This is a genomic window from Shinella sp. HZN7, assembly GCF_001652565.1.
Taxonomy (GTDB): domain Bacteria; phylum Pseudomonadota; class Alphaproteobacteria; order Rhizobiales; family Rhizobiaceae; genus Shinella; species Shinella granuli.
This window is the reverse complement of the sequence record NZ_CP015736.1, coordinates 2,577,235-2,596,555: the sequence shown is the minus strand read 5'-3', so window position 1 is coordinate 2,596,555 and position 19,321 is coordinate 2,577,235. Positions and strand designations below refer to the sequence as shown.

Genomic DNA, 19,321 nt, shown 5'->3' with positions numbered 1-19,321 from the left:
CCCGCCGCCGTGCAAGGCTTGCCCGCGCAAGGTGAACGGAACGACGGAAGGGTAGTCATGCGGGATCGGCTCTGGCGCTTCGTCCTCTCCTTCTCCGCCACCGGGCTGATCCTGGGCACGCTGTGTTTTGCCGCCTCGCTGACGCCCAGCCTCCTGCCGCGCACCTATGTCATGCAGGGCGTGCTTTCGGGCGTCGCCATGGCCTGCGGCTACGGGCTCGGCGTGGCCCTTGCCGCGCTGTGGTTCTGGCTCGGACTGCCGGAGCCGAAGGACCGGGTCCGTCTCTGGCTTGCCGCGGGCGCCGGGGGCTTTTGCGGCGTCGTGGTGCTGGTCTTCCTCTGGCGCACGGCGGAGTGGCAGAACTCCATCCGCACGCTGATGCACCTGCCGCCGATCGAGACGGCGCATCCCTTCTATGTCGGGCTCATCGCGCTCGCCGTCTTCCTCGTCCTCTTCGGCCTCGGGCAGCTCTTCGCCTTTCTCGCCCGGCTGTTCGCGCGGACGTCGCGCCGGGCGGCGCCGCGGCGGCTCTCCTCCGTCATCGGCACGGCGCTGGCCGCGACGCTGTTCTGGACGCTGGCTGACGGTATTCTGGTGCGCTTCGTGCTGCACACGGCCGATTCCTCCTTCCGCCGGCTCGACCAGGTGATCGAGCCGGACACGGCCGAACCTTCCGATCCCGGAAAATCCGGCAGCGCCGCCTCGCTGGTGCGCTGGGACGAGCTTGGCCGCATGGGCCGCTCCTTCGTGGCGAGCGGGCCGACGGCAGGGGACATTGCCGCCTTCACGGGCAAGCCGGCGATGGAGCCTCTGCGCGTCTATGCCGGCCTCAACGCCGCCGAGACGCCGGAAGCGCGGGCGAAGGTCGCACTCGATGAACTGATCCGCGTCGGCGGCTTCGAGCGCGCGACGCTCGTCATCGTCATGCCGACGGGCACCGGCTGGATCGATCCGGAGGGCATCGACACGGTCGAGTACCTGCACCATGGCGATATCGCCAGCGTCGCCATCCAGTATTCCTATCTCGCAAGCTGGCTTTCGCTGCTCGCCGAGCCGGACTATGGCGCCGAGGCCGCGCGGGCGCTCTTCCGCGCCGTCTACGGCCATTGGACGAGCCTGCCGAAGGACAAAAGGCCAAAGCTCTATCTCTACGGCCTCAGCCTCGGCGCCCTGTCGTCGGAACAGTCGGCCGAACTCTTCGAGGTGATCGGCGATCCCTACCAGGGGGCGCTGTGGGCCGGCCCGCCGTTTCCGAGCCGCATCTGGCGCAAGATGACGGCGGACCGTAATGCCGGCACGCCCGCCTGGCTGCCGCGCTTCCGCGACGGTTCCTATGTGCGCTTCACCAGCCAGGAGAACGCGCTGCCGGCGGCGGGCGACCATTGGGGGCCGATGCGCATCGTCTATCTGCAATATGCCAGCGACCCGATCACCTTCTACGATCCCTATGCCTTCTATCGCCAGCCGGCCTGGATGGCCGTGCCGCGCGGGCCGGATGTCTCGCCGGATTTCGAATGGTATCCCGTCGTCACCTTCCTGCAACTGACGCTCGACATGGCCATGGCGACCACGACGCCGATGGGGCTCGGCCATGTCTATGCCGGCGAGCATTATATCGATCCGTGGATCGCTGTGACGGACGTGACGGACTGGAGCGCGGCGGACGTCGCCCGGCTCAAGGAGAGGTTCCGGGCGGGGCGGTGATCAGCCCTTGACGGCGATGATGAAGAGCCGCGGGAAGCGCAGCAGCCGGCGGCCATCGGCCATCGGCGGGTAGGCATTCGCGATCCGGTTCTCGTAGTCCGCAAGGAAGGCGTCGTGCTCTCCGGCCGGCAGGCGGTCGAGATAGGGACGCAGGCCCGTCGCCTTCACCCAGTCGACGATGGCGGCCGCATCCGCCATGGGATGGTTGTAGACGGTGTGCCAGACATCGACGCGGGCGGCCTTGGGGCCGAGCGCGTCGAAGCAGGCAGCCGGGGCGGGCATCGGGCCGCGCCGCGGCGTGCCCTCGGCAAAGGCACCCCGCCAGGGACCGGCAAGGGCGCTTTCCTCCATCAGGAGATGGGAGGGTTCGTTGCGATTGTCCGGCATCTGCACGGCCAGCACGCCGCCGGGCCGCAGACCCTCCACCAGCCGCGCCATCAGCGCCACCGGATCGGGCAGCCACTGGAAGACGGCATTGGCGAAGAGCAGGGCGGCCGGCTCGTGCGGGCGCCATTTCGCAAGGTCGCATTCGACGAAATCGACGCCGGGCAGGCGCTTCCGCGCGGCCTTCAGCATGTCCCCGGCATTGTCCACGCCGCGCACGCCCCGGCCGGGAAAGCGCTCCACCAGCAGCTCCGTCGAGTTTCCCGGCCCGCAGCCGAGGTCATAGACGGTTCCGGCGACAAGGTCGGCCGGCACCTGTGCCAGCAGGTCGCGGGCAGGGCGGGTGCGCTCGTCCTCGAATTTCAGGTATTGCGCGGCGGACCAGGCCATGGCGGCTCCGTTCAGAGGCTTTCGAGCGACGGCAGGATCAGCGCGGGGCCGAGGTCGAAATACTCGTCCGGCATGTCGCTGCGGTTGATCCAGACGGTGCGGAAGCCGAATTTCGTCGCGCCGGCGATGTCCCAGCGGTTGGAGGACTGGAAGGAGACGGCGCTCGGATAGAGCCGGTAGTTCGTCGTCACGAGGTCGTAGACGGCGGGGGCGGTCTTGTAGGTCTTCAGCGCATCGACCGAGAAGATGTCGTCGATGACGGTGTCGAGTGCGGCATTCTTCACCGCCGAGGCCAGCATGGCGGGCGAGCCGTTGGAGAGGATGGCGATATGCGCGCCGCGCTGCTTCAGCGCCTTCAGCACGGCCGGCACTTCCGGGTAGCAGTCGAGCTTCCAGTAGGCATCGAGCAGCTTCTGGCGCAGCGTCGGATCGACGCCGCCGATGCGTTTGAACGTATAGTCGAGCGCCTGCTCGGTGAGCTGCCAGAAATCGGCATAGGCGCCCATCAGCGCCCGCGTCCAGGAATATTCGAGCTGCTTGGCCCGCCAGATCTCGGAAAAGATCTGGTAGTTCGGCCCGACATCCCCCGCATGGCGGCGCACCGCCGCGTGCACGTCGAACAGCGTGCCATAGGCGTCGAAGACATAGGCGGCATGGGACATGGGCGGCGATTCCTTCTGGCATTGTCGAGGGCGATTGGTCGCCATCGGACGATGAAAGTCAATCGGGTCGGCAGGCCCCTCAGAACCGCGTGATGACGCTGATGCCGAGGTCGGTCGCCTTGTCCATCGCCGTCAGGGCGAGCACGGCCTCCTCCAGGCTGACATGCCGGCCGATCAGCCGCTGCGGGGCGAGCTTGCCGCTTTCGATCATCGCCAGCATGGCGTCGTAGCGCCAGGCCTGCATGCCGTGGCTGCCGTAGATTTCCAGCTCGTGGCCGATGACCTGGGCCATGGGAATCTGGGGCGTCGCATGGTCGGCGAGCATCAGGCCGACCTGCACGTGCCGTCCGCGCCGGCGCAGGTTTTTTATCGAGTTGAAGCAGGTGACGGGCGAGCCGAGCGCATCGACCGAGGCATGCGCCCCGCCGCCGGTGATCTCGCGCACGGCCTCCGCGACATCGGCGACCTCGCGTGCGTTGATGACGGCGACGGCGCCCATTTTCCGGGCGAAGTCCAGTTTCTCCGCGGAAATGTCGACGGCGATGGGGTTGGCGCCGAGGGCGGCGGCGATCATGATCGCGGAGAGGCCCACCCCACCGCAGCCGTGCACGGCCACCCATTCGCCGCCCGTCACGCGCGCCTGGTCGACGACGGCGCGGAAGGAGGTGGCGAAGCGGCAGCCGAGGCTGGCGGCCGTGGCATAGTCGATCGCGTCCGGCAGGTGCACGAGATTGTGGTCGGCAAAATCGATGGCGACGAGTTCGGCGAAGGAGCCCCAATGGGTGAAGCCGGGCTGGAACTGTTCTTCGCAAACCTGTTGGTTGCCCGAGCGGCATTCGCCGCAATGGCCGCAGCCGGAGACGAAGGGCACCGTCACCCGCTCGCCTTCGCGGAAACGGCGCACGTTCCTGCCGACGGCCACCACCCTGCCGGCGAGCTCGTGGCCCGGCACATGCGGCAGGCGGATATCCGGGTCATGGCCCATCCAGCCGTGCCAGTCGGAGCGGCAGAGCCCCGTCGCCTCCACCTTGATCACCACGCCGCCGGGCGTCGGCGTCGGGTCGGGCAGGGTGCGGATCTCGGGTGTCGCCTCGAAGGCTTCGTAATACATCGCGCGCATGGTGATCTCCCTTCTGTTCTTGTATCGCATGCGCCTCGAACGCCCTCAACGGCGCCACCCATGATAAGGCCTGATGCACCCATTCAACATCTTGAATGGACAAGCGCGGCCGGCTGTCGGAAGGCATTTGTGACTTGACCGGTCCGGCCCACCGGGCCTTGATGGGCAAAAAGGAGTTTACAAAATGCCAGTCGATACCTCACCACGCTCGACGACCTGGACCTTCGTGGATGGCGAATGGGTTTCAGGCAACCCGCCGCTCATCGGCCCCACCTCGCACGCCATGTGGCTCGGCTCGACCGTCTTCGACGGCGCGCGCTGGTTCGACGGCATCGCGCCCGACCTCGACCTGCATTGCCAGCGCGTCAACCGCTCCGCCGAGGCGCTCGGCCTCAAGGCGGTGATGAAGGCCGAGGAGATCGAGGCGCTGTCCTGGGAAGGCGTCAAGAAGTTCGACGGCAAGACGGCGATCTATGTCAAGCCGATGTACTGGGCCGAGCACGGTTCGTTCAGCGTGGTGGCGCCGGATGCGGAATCGACCCGCTTCGCGCTCTGCCTCTTCGAGGCGCCGATGGGTGACCCGAAGGCCGCATCCTCGCTGACCCTCTCGCCCTTCCGCCGCCCGACGGTGGAATGCATGCCGACGGATGCCAAGGCCGGCTGCCTCTATCCGAACAATGCCCGCATGCTGGTGGAGGCCAGGAAGCGCGGCTTCGACAACGCGCTGGTGCGCGACATGCTGGACAATGTCGCCGAAACCGCCTCGTCCAACATCTTCATGGTCAAGGACGGCGTCGTCTTCACGCCCGCCGCCAACCGCACCTTCCTCGCCGGCATCACGCGCATGCGCGTCATCGGCCTGCTGAAGGAAGCCGGTTTCGAGGTGGTCGAGACGACGCTGACGGTCGCCGATTTCGAGAGCGCGGACGAGATCTTCACCTCGGGCAACTATTCCAAGGTGGTTCCGGTGACGCGCCTCGACGACCGCGACCTCCAGCCCGGCCCGATCACCGCCAAGGCGCGCGACCTCTATTTCGACTGGGCGCATTCCGACGGCGACGCGTGAGGGCAAACAAGAACGCCGGGGCTTTCGCCCCGGCACCAAGTTTGCCAGTGAACCCCGCCCCGCCCACTGCCGCCGACCAGCGGCAAGCGCAGCGTTTGTTGCATGGATGGTCGGGTCAAGCCCGACCATGACGGAGGAGAGGCGAGGCGGACGTCGCCAAACAAAAACGCCGGGGCTCTCGCCCCGGCGTCAGGTTTGCCAGTGAATCCCACCCCACCACTGCCGTCAACCAGCGGCAAGCGCAGCGTTTGTTGCATGGATGGTCGGGTCAAGCCCGACCATGACGGAGGAGAGGCGAGGCGGACGTCGCCAAACAAAAACGCCGAGGCTCTCGCCCCGGCGTCAGGTTCGCCGGTAAACCCCACCCCACCCACTGCCGTCATCCTCGGGCCTGACCCGAGGATCCTGTGTGTTTGCACTGATGTAAGATGGTTGCGGGAAGGAGGCCGAGAGGATCCAGGCCGCCGTTTGTGACGGCAGGCCGCGACGTGGCTTGGTCCCTTCCCGCTTCGCCCATCAACCTGAACAGTTGCACGGGGCTGTCGCCACAGACCCCGCACACAGGAGCAGGCGCCATGACGATACACCATACCTTCATCGGCTGCGACATCGGCAAGGACATGATCGACATCTTCGATCCGCGAACGGCCAGGTTCTGCCGCATCCCCAATGACGAAGCGGCGCTGTCGACCTTCGCGCACCGTCTCGACCCGGCCACCGACCTGGTCGTCTTCGAGGCGACAGGCCATTGCGACCGGCTGTTGCGCCTGTGTCTTTCGCAGGCCGGCATCGCCTTTGCCCGCGTCAACCCGAAGACGGCCCGGCGCTTTGCCGAAGCGCGGGGACGGCTGGCCAAGACCGATCGCATCGATGCCCGCTCGCTTTGCGAGATGGGCAGCATGTTCGGCCTGACGGCCGAGGCGCCGCCTTGCCCGGTCCGCGAGCGGCTGGCGGCCCTTGCCCGCCGCCGGGATCAGCTCGTCGATGCCCGCGCAACCGAGCGCAGGCACCTTTGCGATGCCTTCGATCCCGCCATCCGCGCCGACATCGAGACCATGATCGCCATCCTCGGCGAGAAGATCGCCTCGATCCAGGCCGAGATCGACGACCACATGAAGAGCCAGGCCCTCACCGAACACGCCCATCGCCTCACCTCCGCCCCCGGCGTCGGCAAGGTGACGGCCTTGACCCTGCTGGCCCATATGCCCGAACTCGGCGCCCTCTCGCCCAAGGCGGCGGCAAGCCTTGCGGGCCTTGCTCCCTTCAATGACGATTCCGGCAAGAGATCTGGCCGACGCCGTATCAAGGGCGGCCGGCCACGCGTGCGAAAGGCCCTCTATATGGCGGCCCTCGGCGCCATCAAGGCCTCCGCGCGCCTGCGTGCCTTCCATCAAGCCGTCTCGGCCAGAACAGGATCGGCAAAGGCCGGCATCATCGCCGTCGCAAGGAAGCTCCTCACAATCCTAAATGCAATGCAGCGTGACAAAACTCACTTCGCATGAACACAGTTGCCACGCGGCATGTGGGGCGTTTTCCGCTCCTGGCGTCTTTCGCTTTATTCGGCGGCGACGATCTTGCCGTCTTCCCACTTGAAGAGCGAGAAGCTCTGCGAGGTGAGGTCGCCGTTCTCGCCGTAGGTCAGCTTGCCAATGGCGGTCGGGATGGCTTCGCCGGACTTCAGCGCTGCCGCGACGGCGGCCGAATCCTCGGCGCTGCCGGCCTTCTCGATGCCGGCCTTCAGAACCTCGACGGCGGCATAGGCATTGAGCGTGAAGGCTTCCGGCGGGATGCCCTTTTCGTTGAGCACGGCGACGGCGGCCTGCGAATCGGGGCTCTTCAGCGCGTCGGAGGCATTGGTGAAGAGCGTGCCCGCAGCCGCTTCGTTGCCGATCGCCCAGTATTCGCTGTTCGACAGGCCTTCGCCGCCGATGATCGTGGCGTCGACCGCGAGGTCCTTCAACTGGCGGGCGAGCAGGCCGCCTTCCGGATGGTAGCCGCCGAAATAGATGACCTCGACGCCGTCCGACTTGAGGCGGGTGATCAGCGCGCTGAAGTCCTTGTCGCCCGGGGTGACCGAGTCGTAGAGCGCTTCGGTGACGCCGCCCTTGTTGAGCGCGGCCTTGAAGGCGTCCGCCAGGCCCTTGCCGTAGGCGCCCTTGTCATGGATCACGGCGACCTTCTTGTCCTTCAGGCTCGCGAGCACATAGGCGGCTGCAACCTCGGCCTGCTGGTCGTCGCGCCCGCAGGTGCGCAGCACGTTTTCGAGGCCGCGGGCCGTCAGGTCCGGCGCGGTCGCCGTCGGGGTGACCATCAGCACGCCGTTTTCAGCGAAGACGTCGGAGGCCGGGATGGCGACGCCCGAGGTCACCGGGCCGACGACGAAGCGGATGCCTTCGCCGACGATCTGGTTGGCGGCCGAAACGCCCTGCTTGGGCTCGCCGGCGTCGTCTGCCAGCTTCAGGACGACCTGTTCGCCGAGAATGCCGCCATTCTTGTTGATCTCGGCAACGGCCGCTTCCGCGCCGTTCTTCACCTGGTCGCCATAGGCGGCGACCGGGCCGGTCAGCGGGGCGACGAGGCCGATGACGATGTCCGCATGGGCGAGCGGGGCGAAGGCGACGGACGCGGCGAGCAGGGCGCCGGCAAAGATCTGCTTCTTCATGGGAGTCTCCTCAGCTGGGGCCATGGTCGGCCCGGTCGCAGATGCTCACGCGTCCGGACGGCGCTGGCCGGATTCCGATGCGGAGCGGGTTCTTTCACGGTCCGGAACAATCGTTCACGAAGGGCCGGCGTGCTGCAGATTGATTAGGCCGGAAGGGGAAAAAGCGCAACAAAATAATGCATTTGCATATTTGATGGGCGGATCAGCCGCGTGAATGGAAGGGGGTATGCGGCATTTGAATCAAAACGGATTGTTAAGATTTACGATTTATAAATATCCGGAAATTCTGAGGAACTGCGATGCGTTGCGTCTTGATCGTCGTCCTCCTGTTGCTTGCCGGATGCGCGTCTGTTCCACGGCAGACGCAGAATGCCTGCGCCATCTTCGAGCAACGTGACGGCCTGTTCGACAACTGGCGGCGAGCCGCCTACCGCGCCGAGCGGGAATATGGCGTGCCCGTTCCCGTGCTCATGGCGACGATCTACACGGAGTCCGGCTTCCGGCACAATGCGCGCCCGCCGCGCACGAAGCTCTTCGGCTTCATCCCCTGGAAGCGCCAATCGAGCGCGCTCGGCTTCTCGCAGGCGCTCGACGGCACTTGGGCGCAATACAAGCGCGTGACCGGCCGCTGGGCCGCCAACCGCAAGGATTTCTCCGATGCGATCCGCTTCATCGCCTGGTATCACGCCGAGAGCAACCGCAAGAACGGCATCGCCCTCAACGACACCTACCGCCTCTACATCGCCTATTACCACGGCCATGCCGGCTATTCGCGTGGCAACTGGAGCGGCACGGCCAAGGCCGGCGCAAAGCGCGCGGCCAACATGGCGGCCAGCTATTCGCGCCAGTTGAAGAATTGCGGGGCGTGGTAAGGTCGAGAGTATCGGCCACCGGAGTTGCAGATAGAGATCCCGCCATGGGGGCAATGTGCGTGGCTTGACCCGAGGGTCCACCAGCCACTGCGCCGGCCACCACCGCCACCGCGACAAAAATCGGCTCCCCCTTGTCGGATTGGTCTTCCGACACACGTCCTTGTCATGTCCAAACCCAAGAAGGAGACGATCATGACCTATGTCGATGGATTCCTGCTGGCCGTATCGAAGGCCAATCTGGAGCGGTACAAGGACATGGCACGCACGGCGGGCGATGTCTGGAAGGAGCTCGGCGCGATCGATTATGTCGAATGCATCGGTGACGATGTGCCCTATGGCGAGCTCACCTCGTTTCCCCGCGCCGTTCTGGCGAAGGACGACGAGGTGGTGATCTTCTCCTGGATCACCTATGAATCGCGCGCGAAGCGCGACGAGATCCTTGCCAAGGTGATGGCGGACGAGCGGCTGAAGGGCGACGAATGGAAGGATATCTTCGACGGCAAGCGCATGATCTACGGCGGCTTCGAGGCGGTCGTCGAGTTGTGAGCCGAGGGGAAGAAGGCTAAACCCTTATCCGGAACCGGAAGAAAGGAAGCGCCATGACGAACCTCTACTACGCGATCGTCGGAACCACGACGGACACGAATATGGGCCTGGCGCGCTTCATGGGCGTCATCCTTGCCTTCATCGTGGTCGTCGGCACCCTGTTCTGGGCCATCGGCGGCTGACGCGCGCCATGCCGCAGACGATCGTGACGGTCCCGACCCGCGGGCAGGGGCTCTACGAATTCACCCGCGAGGCCGCCGCCTTCGTGCGGGGCGCGGGCGTGGGGGAGGGGTTGTTGACGGTCTTCGTCCGCCATACCTCCTGCTCGCTGCTCATCCAGGAAAATGCCGATCCGGATGTCCGGCGCGATCTCGACCAGTTCTTCCGCCGCCTCGTGCCGCCCTCGGACGATCCCGCCATGCGCTGGATCGTGCACACGCTTGAGGGGCCGGACGACATGCCCGCCCATATCAAGGCGGCGCTGACAGCCGTCTCGATCGGCATTCCGGTCGTCGGCGGGCGCCTTGCGCTCGGCACCTGGCAGGGCCTCTATCTCTTCGAGCACCGCGACCGGCCGCACCGGCGCGAAATCGTCCTGCATCTCGGCCCTTGACGGAACCGGCCGGCACGATGGAACGTTCCTGCGGCGATCCATCCCGGAGCGTGCCACTCTTGCGTTCCGGGTCCTGTTCTCGCCAGTCGTCGGCGAAGGCCCGGCAGGCGCCCGCGCGGCGGATTTCGAAGGAGATGTTCATGGCGAATACCGAAAGCATCAACCATGCCGTCATCGAGGCGTTGAACGCCCGCGACTTCGCCGCCCTTGCCGGCAAGGTTCACGAGGATGTTTCGATCTCCGGCATCGGCGAGGGCATGGACAATGGCCGCGCTGCGCTGCGCGATCGTCTCGCCCGGCACTTCGAGGCCTTCGACGAAAGCTATGGCGACGCGCTGGTGATGAGCGATGCGCTCGGCAACAATGTCGCGATCCGCCTGACGGCGCGCGGCCGGTCGGCGGCGGGCGATGCCTATTCGAAGGAGAAGATCCTGCTGCTTGAGCTCGAGGAAGGGGCCATCACCCGCATCGCCTTCTTCACAGGTTCATGAAGTTGAACGGCGGCTGAACAACGGCTTCGGCCTGCGTTCAGCCTCGGCCTCCTAAGGTCTCCTCGATCGCCGGACGAAACGATCCGGCCGGTGTGAACAGGAGATCCCGCGATGACCCGCTTTCTGAAAAAATCCCTTCTTGCCGCCGTCCTCGGCCTCGGCGCGCTGACGGCCACCATGCCGGCCGCCTCCGCCGCCAATATCGAGCTGTCGATCGAGCAGGCCGGCTACCGCAACGGCTTCTTCGAGATCCGCGACCATGACGGGCGCCGCGATCGCTGGGATCGCCGGCATGACCGCCGCCAGGGCAACTGGGGCGGCCGCGGCCGCTGCGATCCTCGCCTGGCCATGGTGAAGGCGCACGATTTCGGCCTGCGCCGCGCCCGCATCGCCGATGTCACGCCGCGCAAGGTCGTCGTCGAGGGCTTCCGCTACCAGGGCTACGGCCGCATCGTCTTTGCCAACGACCGTCATTGCCCGGTGCTCTGGCGCTGAGTGGGAAGGCCGGCCTGCCGGCCTCTTCCTGGAGAACACCGCTCGTCCATGTCACCCCCGGCCGGCGAGCGGCCGCCCTCCCGGTTCCGCCGGGAGGGTTTTTGCGTTTTGCGCCTCACCATGCCCGGCAGGGCCGCAGGATTATGGTCTGTGGAACGAAGGGCGTGCTGCCTGCCCACTCGTCCGGCGGGCAGAGAGGGAACGGCGATACCATGCCATGGCGATTACCCCAGTCGGGAGGGGAGCGTGCTGTTCACGGTGAAGGCGCCGCTGCAAAGGGGGGGCTTTGCAGGGGAAGGGGACCCGCACGCTTCCTGCTGCGGAATATGTGCGGCCACGGGAGCGCGGCCTTTCCCTGCCGATGATCGGTCCGCGTCCGTTTCGCGGGCGATCGAGGAACGAAAAAAGGGCCGGTTGCCCGGCCCTTCACGAAAGCGTCGTTTCGCGCGGCTCAGTTGCCGAGCGCGAAGGTCACGTTGACGGTGACGGAATAGCTGTTCTCGCCGGTGGCGAGCGGCACGGCGCCGCCGGCGGCATAGTCCTTGGCCACGGCGCGCATCATCGGCATGGGTTCCGCGCGATAGGTGGTTTCGGAGATTTCCAGCACGCGGCCGAGACCGACGCCGGCGGCATCCGTCAGTTCCTTGGCCTTGGCCATGGCGTTCTCGACGGCCTTCTTGCGCGCCGCGCTGACGGCGGTGTCCGGCTTGTCGTTGACGAAGCGGATGCCGTTGCCCTGGTTGGCGCCGAGCGTTACGGCCGTGTCGAGAATCTCCCCGAGCTTGGAGAGATCGCGTACGCGCAGCGTCACCGTGTTGGTGACCTGGAAGCCGATCAGCACCGGCGGCGGATTTTCGCCGGTCGAGCTCTGTGGATACTGGTATTGCGGGTTGATCATGAAGCCGGAGGTCTGCAGGTCGCGCTCCTCGATGCCCGCTTCCTTCAGCGCGGCCAGGATGTCGGCCATGGCCTTGTTGTTGGCGTCGAGCGCCTCGCGGGCCGTCTTGGCGTCCTTGACGACGCCGAGGTCGATCAGGGCCATGTCGGGCGCCATCTCCGCGCTGCCTTCGCCGGTGACGACGATGGTCGCCTCGCGCGGCTTGGCGCTGTCCTGCGCCTGTGCGGCCATCGGCATCGCAGCGGCAAGAGCAAGCGAAAGCGCGACAAGGCTGGCGCCCGTGCGGCGGCCCAGGGTTCCGTAGAACATGAAGAAAATCTCCTGATGGTTGCGTCCCTTGCGCCGTTCTTCGCCCGTGATTGTGTAGAGAATACGGCGACGCTTGTGAGGCTCGCCGAATTCGTCTAGACGATCTCTACGCGTCGGCCGCCATTGACCGACGCCCCCGGCCACCCGCCGGGCCGGGCCTGTAGCTCAATGGTCAGAGCCGGCGGCTCATAACCGCTTGGTTGCAGGTTCGAGTCCTGCCGGGCCCACCAACTTACCCGAATCGTCCATTGCGAACCCTTCTCTCGGATTTTCACCTTCCGATTGATCAAGTCGTTGGCCTTTCCTGGGCACCAGCTTGGCCAGCTCCCAAGAGGTAGTGAGCGGATCAAGCCCAACCGCCATACGATTCTGTTTTAAATCCGCTCCTGTTGCGGCTTTTCTCCTTCCCTAGTCACCGACATATGCAAGATGCCCGTAAATAAGATCGCCGTAGACGTCGATCAGAAACCCCGTGCTTTTCGGATTAAGCAAATCCTCATCGAACGCCAGCTTGACGAGCGCCGTCGCTTGCAGCGGGAGATCGACCATACGCGGCGGCTGCACACAAAGGATATGGCGCTGCTGCATAGCGCACAACGTAGCCACGTACGGAGGCAAAGGCACGCCGACGAACTTGACCGCCCGACAAATCGCCAGGGCGATCAAGCGTAGGCTACAGCCGTGAGGATTTCTCTATAGAATAAAATCGGTGGCTTTCAGCGTGAGGCTTGCATCGATGAGGATCGAAAAGTCCGCTTTCTTGTCGCCGTTTACGTCGGCGAACACGAAGGTATCGCCGCCCTTCTTGATGTAGCGCAGTTCTCCCGCATCACCTGAAAAAGCCTTCGTTCCGATAAACTCAAAGGTTTGGTTGCCTTTGGTCGTAGTGTCCGCGTCAATGGCCTTGAGATCAATTTTATCCCCCTCCTTGCTGGAGAAGTCCTTGATCGTGTCTCGCCCCGACACCGCGACAGTGGAGTCTTTTATCGACTTGAATATGAAGACGTCCTTGCCCGCTCCGCCGTGGAGTTCGTCACGGCCCGCGCCGCCATAGAGCTTGTCGTTTCCAGCGCCGCCTTTCAGAATATCGTTGCCGCCTTGGCCGGAAATCTGGTCGTTCCCCACGCCACCATCGTAGGTGTTCTTTCCGTTCGTCCCCAGAATGCGATCGTTTTCCGTTACGGACGGCTTCATAATCCGATCAAGGGGAATTTTTCCGTCGGGACCGAAGAACCCGAACGTGAGCGGTTTCTCACTGGTAATAGAATTCACGAAGGAATTGTACTTCCCGGCGGTGGATAAGGTCGGAATGTCGTTTCCCGATATCTGCATGGTGAACTGCTGATCGCCGAGATCGACAACAAGGATGTTCGCCACGCCTTTTGTGCCGTTTCCATCCCGCCATGAGATTTGCGTTATATCTGCGTCGAGCTTTTTCGGAGCGTAGACCTTACCGTCTATGCGTAGCTCGATGGCGGGGCTGGTAATCGTAATGCCCTCTTTTCCATCGGTGCGCTTGTAGCTGAAAACCGCGTCCTTGCTGGTGGCCACCACTTCGAGCTTCGTCGATTTCAGCTTCGTGGCGTTACCATTCGAGTTGTGGGTCGAAAGGTAGCCTTTGTAAGAAAAGGTCGTCATATCTTCCTCCGGTTTTCACAGCGAACGCATGGGCGAAAATCTGCTGACAGCATCTCGTTGGAGCCCGTTGATCGGGCTCGACAATAGGTTGTTATTATGTCGGTAGTTTATGGGTATGAGCGGTTGCAGCAATAGTAAATATGGTGCCCCACCATAACTTTTCGTGAGAATCTACTCTCGCGGCCGGATACTCTAACGCAATATGCCGGTCAGGTTCTGGCAATCGTCGCCAGCGGGAGGAAGAGTTGCAGCAGCTTCGAGGCGAAGGCCACAAACCCGAAATGCCGATAAAGCGCCGCAGCCGGCTCATCTTTCGCGTCTACGGCAAGAGCGAACACGCCCATCTCGGCGCGCAGGGCGCAATTGGCGGCCCTCCACTTCGAACTGCTTAATAACTTAAGGGATCGGTACAATCTGCGAACGGCGGCTAAACACGGGGTTTTCCCTTCCGTTGCACCGGTCAGTATCGCGTCAGTGTGTGAACTCACGGTGCAACTCCACCAAAGGAAGGCGCCGCCACGCGCAATTCGGTTGCTAGGCGCCTTGCGCTATGGGAGGGTCCTACCATTGTGAAAGTGGGAGCGAAGTACAAATGCCTGCGACTGCTCGACACTCAACATCCATTCCCCAGCCGCACCGCATCACCATTGATGACGATTGGTTCGAAGTCCAGCAGATCGCCGACTATCTCTATGCAATCTCGGAACCTCGCCACTATGAGCATACCGTCCTTAATTTGCTCATAGGCCACCAGCACGCGGTGCTCATCGATACCGGATGCGGCATTGGAAATTTGCGGCGGGTCGTCGAACTGCTGACCAGCCATCCCGTGACTGTGATCAATACGCATACGCATCTGGATCATCTCGGCAGCAACAGCCAGTTCAGCAATATCGTAATGTTTGATCACCCACGCTCGCGTGACATTTCGCGCAATGGCGTGCCGCGGGAAACGTTATTCTGGGAGCTTTTCAACGAAAAAGTCGTGACGCCGCCATGGCCGCGCGGCTTCTCGCGGGAGAACGCGGCGCTGCCGCCTTTCCGGGTATCGCGGTGGCTGGAGCATGGCGATGTCCTGGACATCGGCGGCATACGGTTGAAGGTGCTGCATACGCCGGGCGAGGCACCGGACCACATCTGCCTGCTGGATCAAACTCATCGCATCCTTTTTTGCGGCGACATCCTGCTCGATGGTGCCGTTTGGTCGCATCTCGATGGCGGGGATGTCAGCGCATTGCGCGCCAGCTATGAGCTTCTGATGCAGCACTACGACGAATTCGACTTTCTGATGCCCTGCCACAATGCGCCCTGCCAAAGTAAGGACCTTTTGCCCATCGCATTGGCGGCGACGGAAGATGTTCTTTCAGGCAAGGTGACATCGGAAGAGGGAGTTGATCCATGGGGACGTCAGTACAGGAAGTATGATTTCGGCCGGATCTCAATTCTTACGAAATAGCCTCCGAACCGAATGACAATACCGATCTCCTGCCATGCGGTAGCGGGGTCGCTCTCGCGGCAATCCACACAATACGTGCGATGAAGAAGAAACGGCCGGACCGCCGATGACTTCAGTGGGGTGCAGCCGATCTTCATCGCTCATTTTCGAGGGCTATGTAGTCAACATAGATCTCATCTATTCAGCGTGTCCCGCCGAAGGAGATCCGAACTGGAACGACGTTCTCGATCGCGCTGTGGAAGTCTGCCATCTCGGCCTCGCTCTCCGAAACCGGACCGGCAGTTTTCGACCCCGATCTCGCCAATACGAGGCGTGCTGGCGGATCGGGAGTTTGCTGTCGTTGCAAGCCTGTGTTTCAGTTACTGATGCTCGGCCCGGTCGTCGAATGCGGCTTGACAACAAAAGCATATCCGTTAATCTGGATATATGGAAAATAATACAGCGATCGCGGCGCTCGCCGCACTGGCCCAGGCAACGCGGCTCGAGACGTTCCGGCTTCTCGTCAGGCATGAGCCCGACGGCGTGCCCGCGGGTGAACTGGCGCGCCTCCTCGATGTGCCGCAGAACACGATGTCGGCGCATCTTGCGACGCTGTCGCGGGCAGGACTGGTCAAGAGCGAGCGGCAGAGCAGGTCGATCATCTACAGGGCCGACCTCCAAGCGCTTCGTGATCTGACGCTTTTCCTGGTCAAGGACTGTTGCGGGGGAGCGACCGCGCTTTGCGCGCCGTTGATCGCCGAACTCACGCCGTGCTGTGCACCGCAGGTGAAGCCGTCGTGAGCGCGAACACGCTTTCCGCCAGCCAGCGTTCGGGCACCTGCCGGGAGACGTCGGCCTGATGTCCGCTTTCGAACGCTATCTCACGGTGTGGGTCCTTCTCTGCATCGCCGTCGGCGTGACGCTCGGCCATCTGCTGCCCGGCGTTTTCCACGCCGTCGGCGCGGCGGAAATCGCCAGGGTGAACATTCCCGTCGCCGCCCTCATCTGGCTGATGATCATCCCGATGCTGGTGAAGATCGATGTTCGCGCGCTGAAGCAGGTCGGCGGTTACTGGCGGGGGATCGGGGTCACCCTGTTCATCAACTGGGCCGTCAAGCCGTTCTCCATGGCGCTCCTCGCCTGGCTGTTCGTCGGCTGGCTGTTCCGGGCGTCTCTGCCAGCCGACCAGATCGATTCCTACATTGCAGGCCTGATCATTCTGGCTGCGGCCCCGTGCACGGCCATGGTCTTCGTCTGGAGCAACCTGACGCGCGGCGAGCCGCTGTTCACCCTGTCGCAGGTCGCGCTGAACGACACGATCATGGTCGTCGCCTTCGCGCCGATCGTCGCCCTGCTGCTCGGCCTGTCATCGATCACCGTGCCCTGGGATACGCTCGCAATCTCCGTCGGCCTCTATATCGTCGTTCCGCTGGTGATCGCGCAGGTCCTGAGAAGGAGACTGACGGCCGACGGCACGACACGCGCGCTGGACGCAATGCTGGAAAAGCTTCAGCCGCTCTCGCTGCTGGCCCTGCTGGCCACATTGGTCCTGCTGTTCGGCTTCCAGGGCGGGCAGATCATCGCACAGCCGACGATCATCGCGCTGTTGGCCGTTCCGATCCTGATCCAGGTCTATCTCAATTCGGGGCTGGCCTATCTTCTGAACCGGATGGCGGGCGAGCGCCACTGCGTGGCCGGGCCGTCGGCCCTGATCGGGGCTTCGAACTTCTTCGAACTGGCTGTCGCCGCGGCCATCAGCCTGTTCGGCTTCCAGTCCGGAGCCGCGCTTGCGACGGTCGTCGGCGTGCTCATCGAGGTGCCCGTGATGCTTTCCGTCGTCTGGATCGTGAACCGGACGAAGGGCTGGTACGAGGCGGCTCCGGCCGTATCCCGAAATGCCGCGACCGAAAGGACCTGACCATGGACGCGACCATCTATCACAACCCGGCCTGCGGCACTTCCCGCAACACGCTGGCCCTGATCCGTGCCGCGGGGATCGAGCCGACCGTCGTTGAATATCTGAAGACCCCGCCATCCCGCGAGGACCTCGCCAGGATGATCGCGGAGGCGGGCCTGACGGTGCGCGAGGCGATCCGCGAGAAGGGAACGCCCTATGCCGATCTCGGTCTCGACGATCCCGGCCTCTCCGACGAGCAGCTGCTTGACGCGATGGTGGAGACGCCGATCCTGATCAACCGGCCGTTCGTCGTGACACCTCTGGGCACGCGGCTCGCACGCCCTTCCGAACGCGTCCTCGAAATCCTTCCCGACACGCTCGCGGGACCCTTCTTCAAGGAGGATGGCGAGCAGGTTCTCGACGAGACGGGGAGGCGCGTTGTCTGAAACGGTCCCGGCCCGGCCCGGAGACCTGTGCCTGCAGCGCGACGTGAAAGGTCGGCGAAGGACGGCTGACAGGCGGCAGGAACCGGCTATAGTCGCGGGCGACGCGCGATGCCTGCCATGGCGGTGCGCTATGACATGGAGACGGAAAGATGAAGCCCAACCCCATCACGGCGGCGCCCGGCGACGCCGCTGTCCGCAAGGCGATCCGGCCGGTGATCTGCTATCCGGTCGAGACCCTGACGCCTCCCGATCTTGCGGCCTACCGTGCGCTGAGAGACGACCTGACGCTTGTCGAGAGGGTTGTCGTGCCGCCGCGCGAGGCGGCGACGTGGTCGGTGCCGGCGGGGCATTTCTGCCGCATCGTCTGCAGCGAGGGGCCGCAGGTGGGCGACCTCAACCTGTTCAATGCCAAGGACCTGAAGGAACGGCTCTATACCGGCAAGACGCGGGCGCTCGCCGGCACCCATGTCGGCCTCGGCGACCAGCTCTTTTCCAATTTCCCCTATCTGCGCCCCATCGCGACCATCACGCATGATACGCTCGACTGGTACGGCTTCGATGAATTCGGCGGCGCGGTGCATGACGTGATCGGCACGCGCTGCGATCCCTACACGCACAATCTGCTGAGCCATGGCGGGCAGTACCATCATTGCTGCCACTCGAACCTCACCCGCGCCTTCGCGGCGAAGACCGGCATGGCGCTGCGCGAGGCGGAGACCTATGTGCATGACGTGCTGAACGTCTTCATGTGCACCGGCTTCACGCGCGATACGGGCCAGTACTTCATGAAGGCGAGCCCGGTGCGGCCGGACGACTACCTGGAGTTCTTCGCCGAGATCGACCTTCTCGGCTGCATGTCGGCCTGCCCGGGCGGCGACTGCTCGGCGCAGCACTCCTCCGACACGGCGGCGTGTTATCCGATGGTCGTCGAGATCTACGAGCCGAAGGCCTTGCCGGAAGGCTGGGCGCCGCCGCCGGTCAACGGCTACGACGGCACCCATGGTCTCTAGCCGAAGCGGCATAGCTTCGGCGTCGGATAATGCGGTAGAAGCAAGACGCTCAGCGCGGGCGGCGGACGGCGCGGATCGTTCCGCTGTTGCCGCCGCCGCAGAAGAAGCGGTCGGCGCCGTCGGATTCGAGGCCTGAGACGCCGGTGCCTGCGGGCATGACGATGGTGTCGAGCACCGCGCCGGTCCTGGGGTCGAGGCGGCGCAGGTCGCTTTCCTCGCCCTCCCAGGTGCCGTGCCACAGTTCGCCATCCACCCAGGTGACGCCCGTCACCATGCGGTTGCTCTCGATGGTGCGGAGGAGCGCGCCGGTTTCCGGGTCGATCTCGTGGATCTGCCGGCTGCGGTATTCACCGACCCAGAGCGAGCCTTCCGCCCAGGTGAGGCCGGAATCGCCGCCCTTGCCGGGCGCGGGGATGGTGGAGACGATGGCGCCGGAGGCGGGGTCGATCTTGTGGATGCGGTCTTCCGCGATCTGGAAGAGGTGGCGGCCGTCATAGGCGGTGCCGGCATGGGCCGCAAGATCGATCGAGCGCAGCATGCGGCCGTCGTCCGGGTCCAGAGCATTGACCTTGTCGCCGGAGGCGAACCAGACGGCCTTGCCGTCGAAGGTGACGCCGTGGACCTGCTCCACGCCGGGGAAGGGGCCGTATTCGCGCAGGATGTCGGCTTTGGAAGTGGTCATC

23 protein-coding genes and 1 tRNA gene are annotated in these 19,321 nt (G+C 64.3%); 15 read left to right on the top strand and 9 right to left on the bottom strand.

Annotated elements, in window-relative coordinates; all coding sequences use genetic code 11:
* Nucleotides 1-57 precede the first annotated feature (57 nt).
* Nucleotides 58-1,704: an alpha/beta-hydrolase family protein gene (locus tag shn_RS12475; RefSeq protein WP_064330694.1), complete on the top strand. Its 1,647-nt coding sequence runs from the start codon at nucleotides 58-60 to the stop codon at nucleotides 1,702-1,704.
* On the opposite strand, the gene tam is transcribed toward shn_RS12475, so the two are convergent.
* From tam to shn_RS12460, 3 genes are all read right to left on the bottom strand, one after another.
* The gene (tam, locus tag shn_RS12470) at nucleotides 1,705-2,478 is read right to left on the bottom strand and encodes a trans-aconitate 2-methyltransferase (RefSeq protein WP_064330693.1); all 774 of its coding nucleotides are present in this window, start codon (nucleotides 2,476-2,478) and stop codon (nucleotides 1,705-1,707) included.
* Nucleotides 2,479-2,489: 11 nt separating this feature from the next.
* Entirely contained in the window at nucleotides 2,490-3,140 is a 651-nt protein-coding gene (locus tag shn_RS12465) for a haloacid dehalogenase type II (RefSeq protein ID WP_064330692.1), read from the bottom strand.
* Nucleotides 3,141-3,219: 79 nt separating this feature from the next.
* Nucleotides 3,220-4,260, bottom strand: a complete 1,041-nt coding sequence (locus tag shn_RS12460) for a zinc-dependent alcohol dehydrogenase family protein (protein ID WP_064332575.1) — start codon at nucleotides 4,258-4,260, stop codon at nucleotides 3,220-3,222.
* Between the two features lie 184 nt (nucleotides 4,261-4,444).
* On the opposite strand from shn_RS12460, the gene shn_RS12455 reads away from it, so the two are divergent.
* Nucleotides 4,445-5,326: a branched-chain amino acid aminotransferase gene (locus shn_RS12455; RefSeq protein WP_064330691.1), complete on the top strand. Its 882-nt coding sequence runs from the start codon at nucleotides 4,445-4,447 to the stop codon at nucleotides 5,324-5,326.
* Between the two features lie 575 nt (nucleotides 5,327-5,901).
* A complete protein-coding gene (locus tag shn_RS12450; protein ID WP_064329635.1) occupies nucleotides 5,902-6,828 on the top strand; it encodes an IS110 family transposase in 927 nt (308 codons plus the stop codon).
* A 53-nt stretch (nucleotides 6,829-6,881) separates the two neighbouring features.
* Here shn_RS12450 and shn_RS12445 read toward each other — a convergent pair whose 3' ends face one another.
* Complete coding sequence (locus shn_RS12445) at nucleotides 6,882-7,988, bottom strand: ABC transporter substrate-binding protein (protein ID WP_064330690.1); 1,107 nt, start codon at nucleotides 7,986-7,988, stop codon at nucleotides 6,882-6,884.
* A 299-nt stretch (nucleotides 7,989-8,287) separates the two neighbouring features.
* On the opposite strand from shn_RS12445, the gene shn_RS12440 reads away from it, so the two are divergent.
* The 6 genes from shn_RS12440 (at nucleotide 8,288) to shn_RS12420 (ending at nucleotide 11,005) form a co-directional block, all read left to right on the top strand.
* Nucleotides 8,288-8,860, top strand: a complete 573-nt coding sequence (locus shn_RS12440) for a transglycosylase SLT domain-containing protein (RefSeq protein WP_064330689.1) — start codon at nucleotides 8,288-8,290, stop codon at nucleotides 8,858-8,860.
* Between the two features lie 192 nt (nucleotides 8,861-9,052).
* Nucleotides 9,053-9,406 carry a DUF1428 domain-containing protein gene (locus shn_RS12435; RefSeq protein ID WP_064332574.1) on the top strand — a complete coding sequence of 118 codons (354 nt, stop codon included), beginning with the start codon at nucleotides 9,053-9,055 and terminating at the stop codon, nucleotides 9,404-9,406.
* 53 nt (nucleotides 9,407-9,459) lie between these two features.
* Nucleotides 9,460-9,588 (top strand): hypothetical protein, encoded by a 129-nt coding sequence (locus shn_RS37430; protein ID WP_256388462.1) that lies wholly within the window; start codon nucleotides 9,460-9,462, stop codon nucleotides 9,586-9,588.
* 8 nt (nucleotides 9,589-9,596) lie between these two features.
* Nucleotides 9,597-10,019 carry a secondary thiamine-phosphate synthase enzyme YjbQ gene (locus tag shn_RS12430; RefSeq protein ID WP_064330688.1) on the top strand — a complete coding sequence of 141 codons (423 nt, stop codon included), beginning with the start codon at nucleotides 9,597-9,599 and terminating at the stop codon, nucleotides 10,017-10,019.
* Between the two features lie 140 nt (nucleotides 10,020-10,159).
* Nucleotides 10,160-10,510 (top strand): nuclear transport factor 2 family protein, encoded by a 351-nt coding sequence (locus tag shn_RS12425; RefSeq protein WP_168168908.1) that lies wholly within the window; start codon nucleotides 10,160-10,162, stop codon nucleotides 10,508-10,510.
* Between the two features lie 111 nt (nucleotides 10,511-10,621).
* Nucleotides 10,622-11,005: a hypothetical protein gene (locus tag shn_RS12420; protein WP_064330686.1), complete on the top strand. Its 384-nt coding sequence runs from the start codon at nucleotides 10,622-10,624 to the stop codon at nucleotides 11,003-11,005.
* A 451-nt stretch (nucleotides 11,006-11,456) separates the two neighbouring features.
* Here the strand turns inward: shn_RS12420 and shn_RS12415 are convergent, their stop codons facing one another.
* Nucleotides 11,457-12,212 carry an SIMPL domain-containing protein gene (locus tag shn_RS12415; RefSeq protein ID WP_064330685.1) on the bottom strand — a complete coding sequence of 252 codons (756 nt, stop codon included), beginning with the start codon at nucleotides 12,210-12,212 and terminating at the stop codon, nucleotides 11,457-11,459.
* A gap of 154 nt (nucleotides 12,213-12,366) precedes the next feature.
* Between shn_RS12415 and shn_RS12410 the strand changes: the two genes are divergently transcribed.
* A tRNA-Ile gene (locus shn_RS12410) sits at nucleotides 12,367-12,442 on the top strand.
* Nucleotides 12,443-12,620: 178 nt separating this feature from the next.
* On the opposite strand, the gene shn_RS12405 is transcribed toward shn_RS12410, so the two are convergent.
* From shn_RS12405 to shn_RS37425, 3 genes are all read right to left on the bottom strand, one after another.
* Nucleotides 12,621-12,878, bottom strand: a complete 258-nt coding sequence (locus shn_RS12405; RefSeq protein WP_064330684.1) for a hypothetical protein — start codon at nucleotides 12,876-12,878, stop codon at nucleotides 12,621-12,623.
* Between the two features lie 27 nt (nucleotides 12,879-12,905).
* Nucleotides 12,906-13,850, bottom strand: a complete 945-nt coding sequence (locus shn_RS12400; RefSeq protein WP_064330683.1) for a M10 family metallopeptidase C-terminal domain-containing protein — start codon at nucleotides 13,848-13,850, stop codon at nucleotides 12,906-12,908.
* Nucleotides 13,851-14,059: 209 nt separating this feature from the next.
* Complete coding sequence (locus tag shn_RS37425; protein ID WP_256388461.1) at nucleotides 14,060-14,188, bottom strand: hypothetical protein; 129 nt, start codon at nucleotides 14,186-14,188, stop codon at nucleotides 14,060-14,062.
* Between the two features lie 254 nt (nucleotides 14,189-14,442).
* Here shn_RS37425 and shn_RS12390 point away from each other — a divergent pair, with 254 nt between their 5' ends.
* The 5 genes from shn_RS12390 to shn_RS12370 all read left to right on the top strand — a co-directional run bounded on the left by shn_RS12390 (nucleotide 14,443) and on the right by shn_RS12370 (nucleotide 18,638).
* Entirely contained in the window at nucleotides 14,443-15,306 is an 864-nt protein-coding gene (locus shn_RS12390; RefSeq protein WP_064330681.1) for an MBL fold metallo-hydrolase, read from the top strand.
* 426 nt (nucleotides 15,307-15,732) lie between these two features.
* Nucleotides 15,733-16,086 carry a helix-turn-helix transcriptional regulator gene (locus shn_RS12385; protein WP_064330680.1) on the top strand — a complete coding sequence of 118 codons (354 nt, stop codon included), beginning with the start codon at nucleotides 15,733-15,735 and terminating at the stop codon, nucleotides 16,084-16,086.
* 58 nt (nucleotides 16,087-16,144) lie between these two features.
* Nucleotides 16,145-17,203, top strand: a complete 1,059-nt coding sequence (arsB, locus tag shn_RS12380) for an ACR3 family arsenite efflux transporter (RefSeq protein WP_064330679.1) — start codon at nucleotides 16,145-16,147, stop codon at nucleotides 17,201-17,203.
* Nucleotides 17,204-17,205: 2 nt separating this feature from the next.
* The gene (gene arsC / locus shn_RS12375; RefSeq protein ID WP_064330678.1) at nucleotides 17,206-17,628 is read left to right on the top strand and encodes an arsenate reductase (glutaredoxin); all 423 of its coding nucleotides are present in this window, start codon (nucleotides 17,206-17,208) and stop codon (nucleotides 17,626-17,628) included.
* Nucleotides 17,629-17,777: 149 nt separating this feature from the next.
* A complete protein-coding gene (locus shn_RS12370) occupies nucleotides 17,778-18,638 on the top strand; it encodes a DUF1989 domain-containing protein (RefSeq protein WP_064330677.1) in 861 nt (286 codons plus the stop codon).
* Nucleotides 18,639-18,687: 49 nt separating this feature from the next.
* On the opposite strand, the gene shn_RS12365 is transcribed toward shn_RS12370, so the two are convergent.
* Nucleotides 18,688-19,320 carry a PQQ-binding-like beta-propeller repeat protein gene (locus shn_RS12365; protein ID WP_064330676.1) on the bottom strand — a complete coding sequence of 211 codons (633 nt, stop codon included), beginning with the start codon at nucleotides 19,318-19,320 and terminating at the stop codon, nucleotides 18,688-18,690.
* Nucleotide 19,321 lies beyond the last annotated feature (1 nt).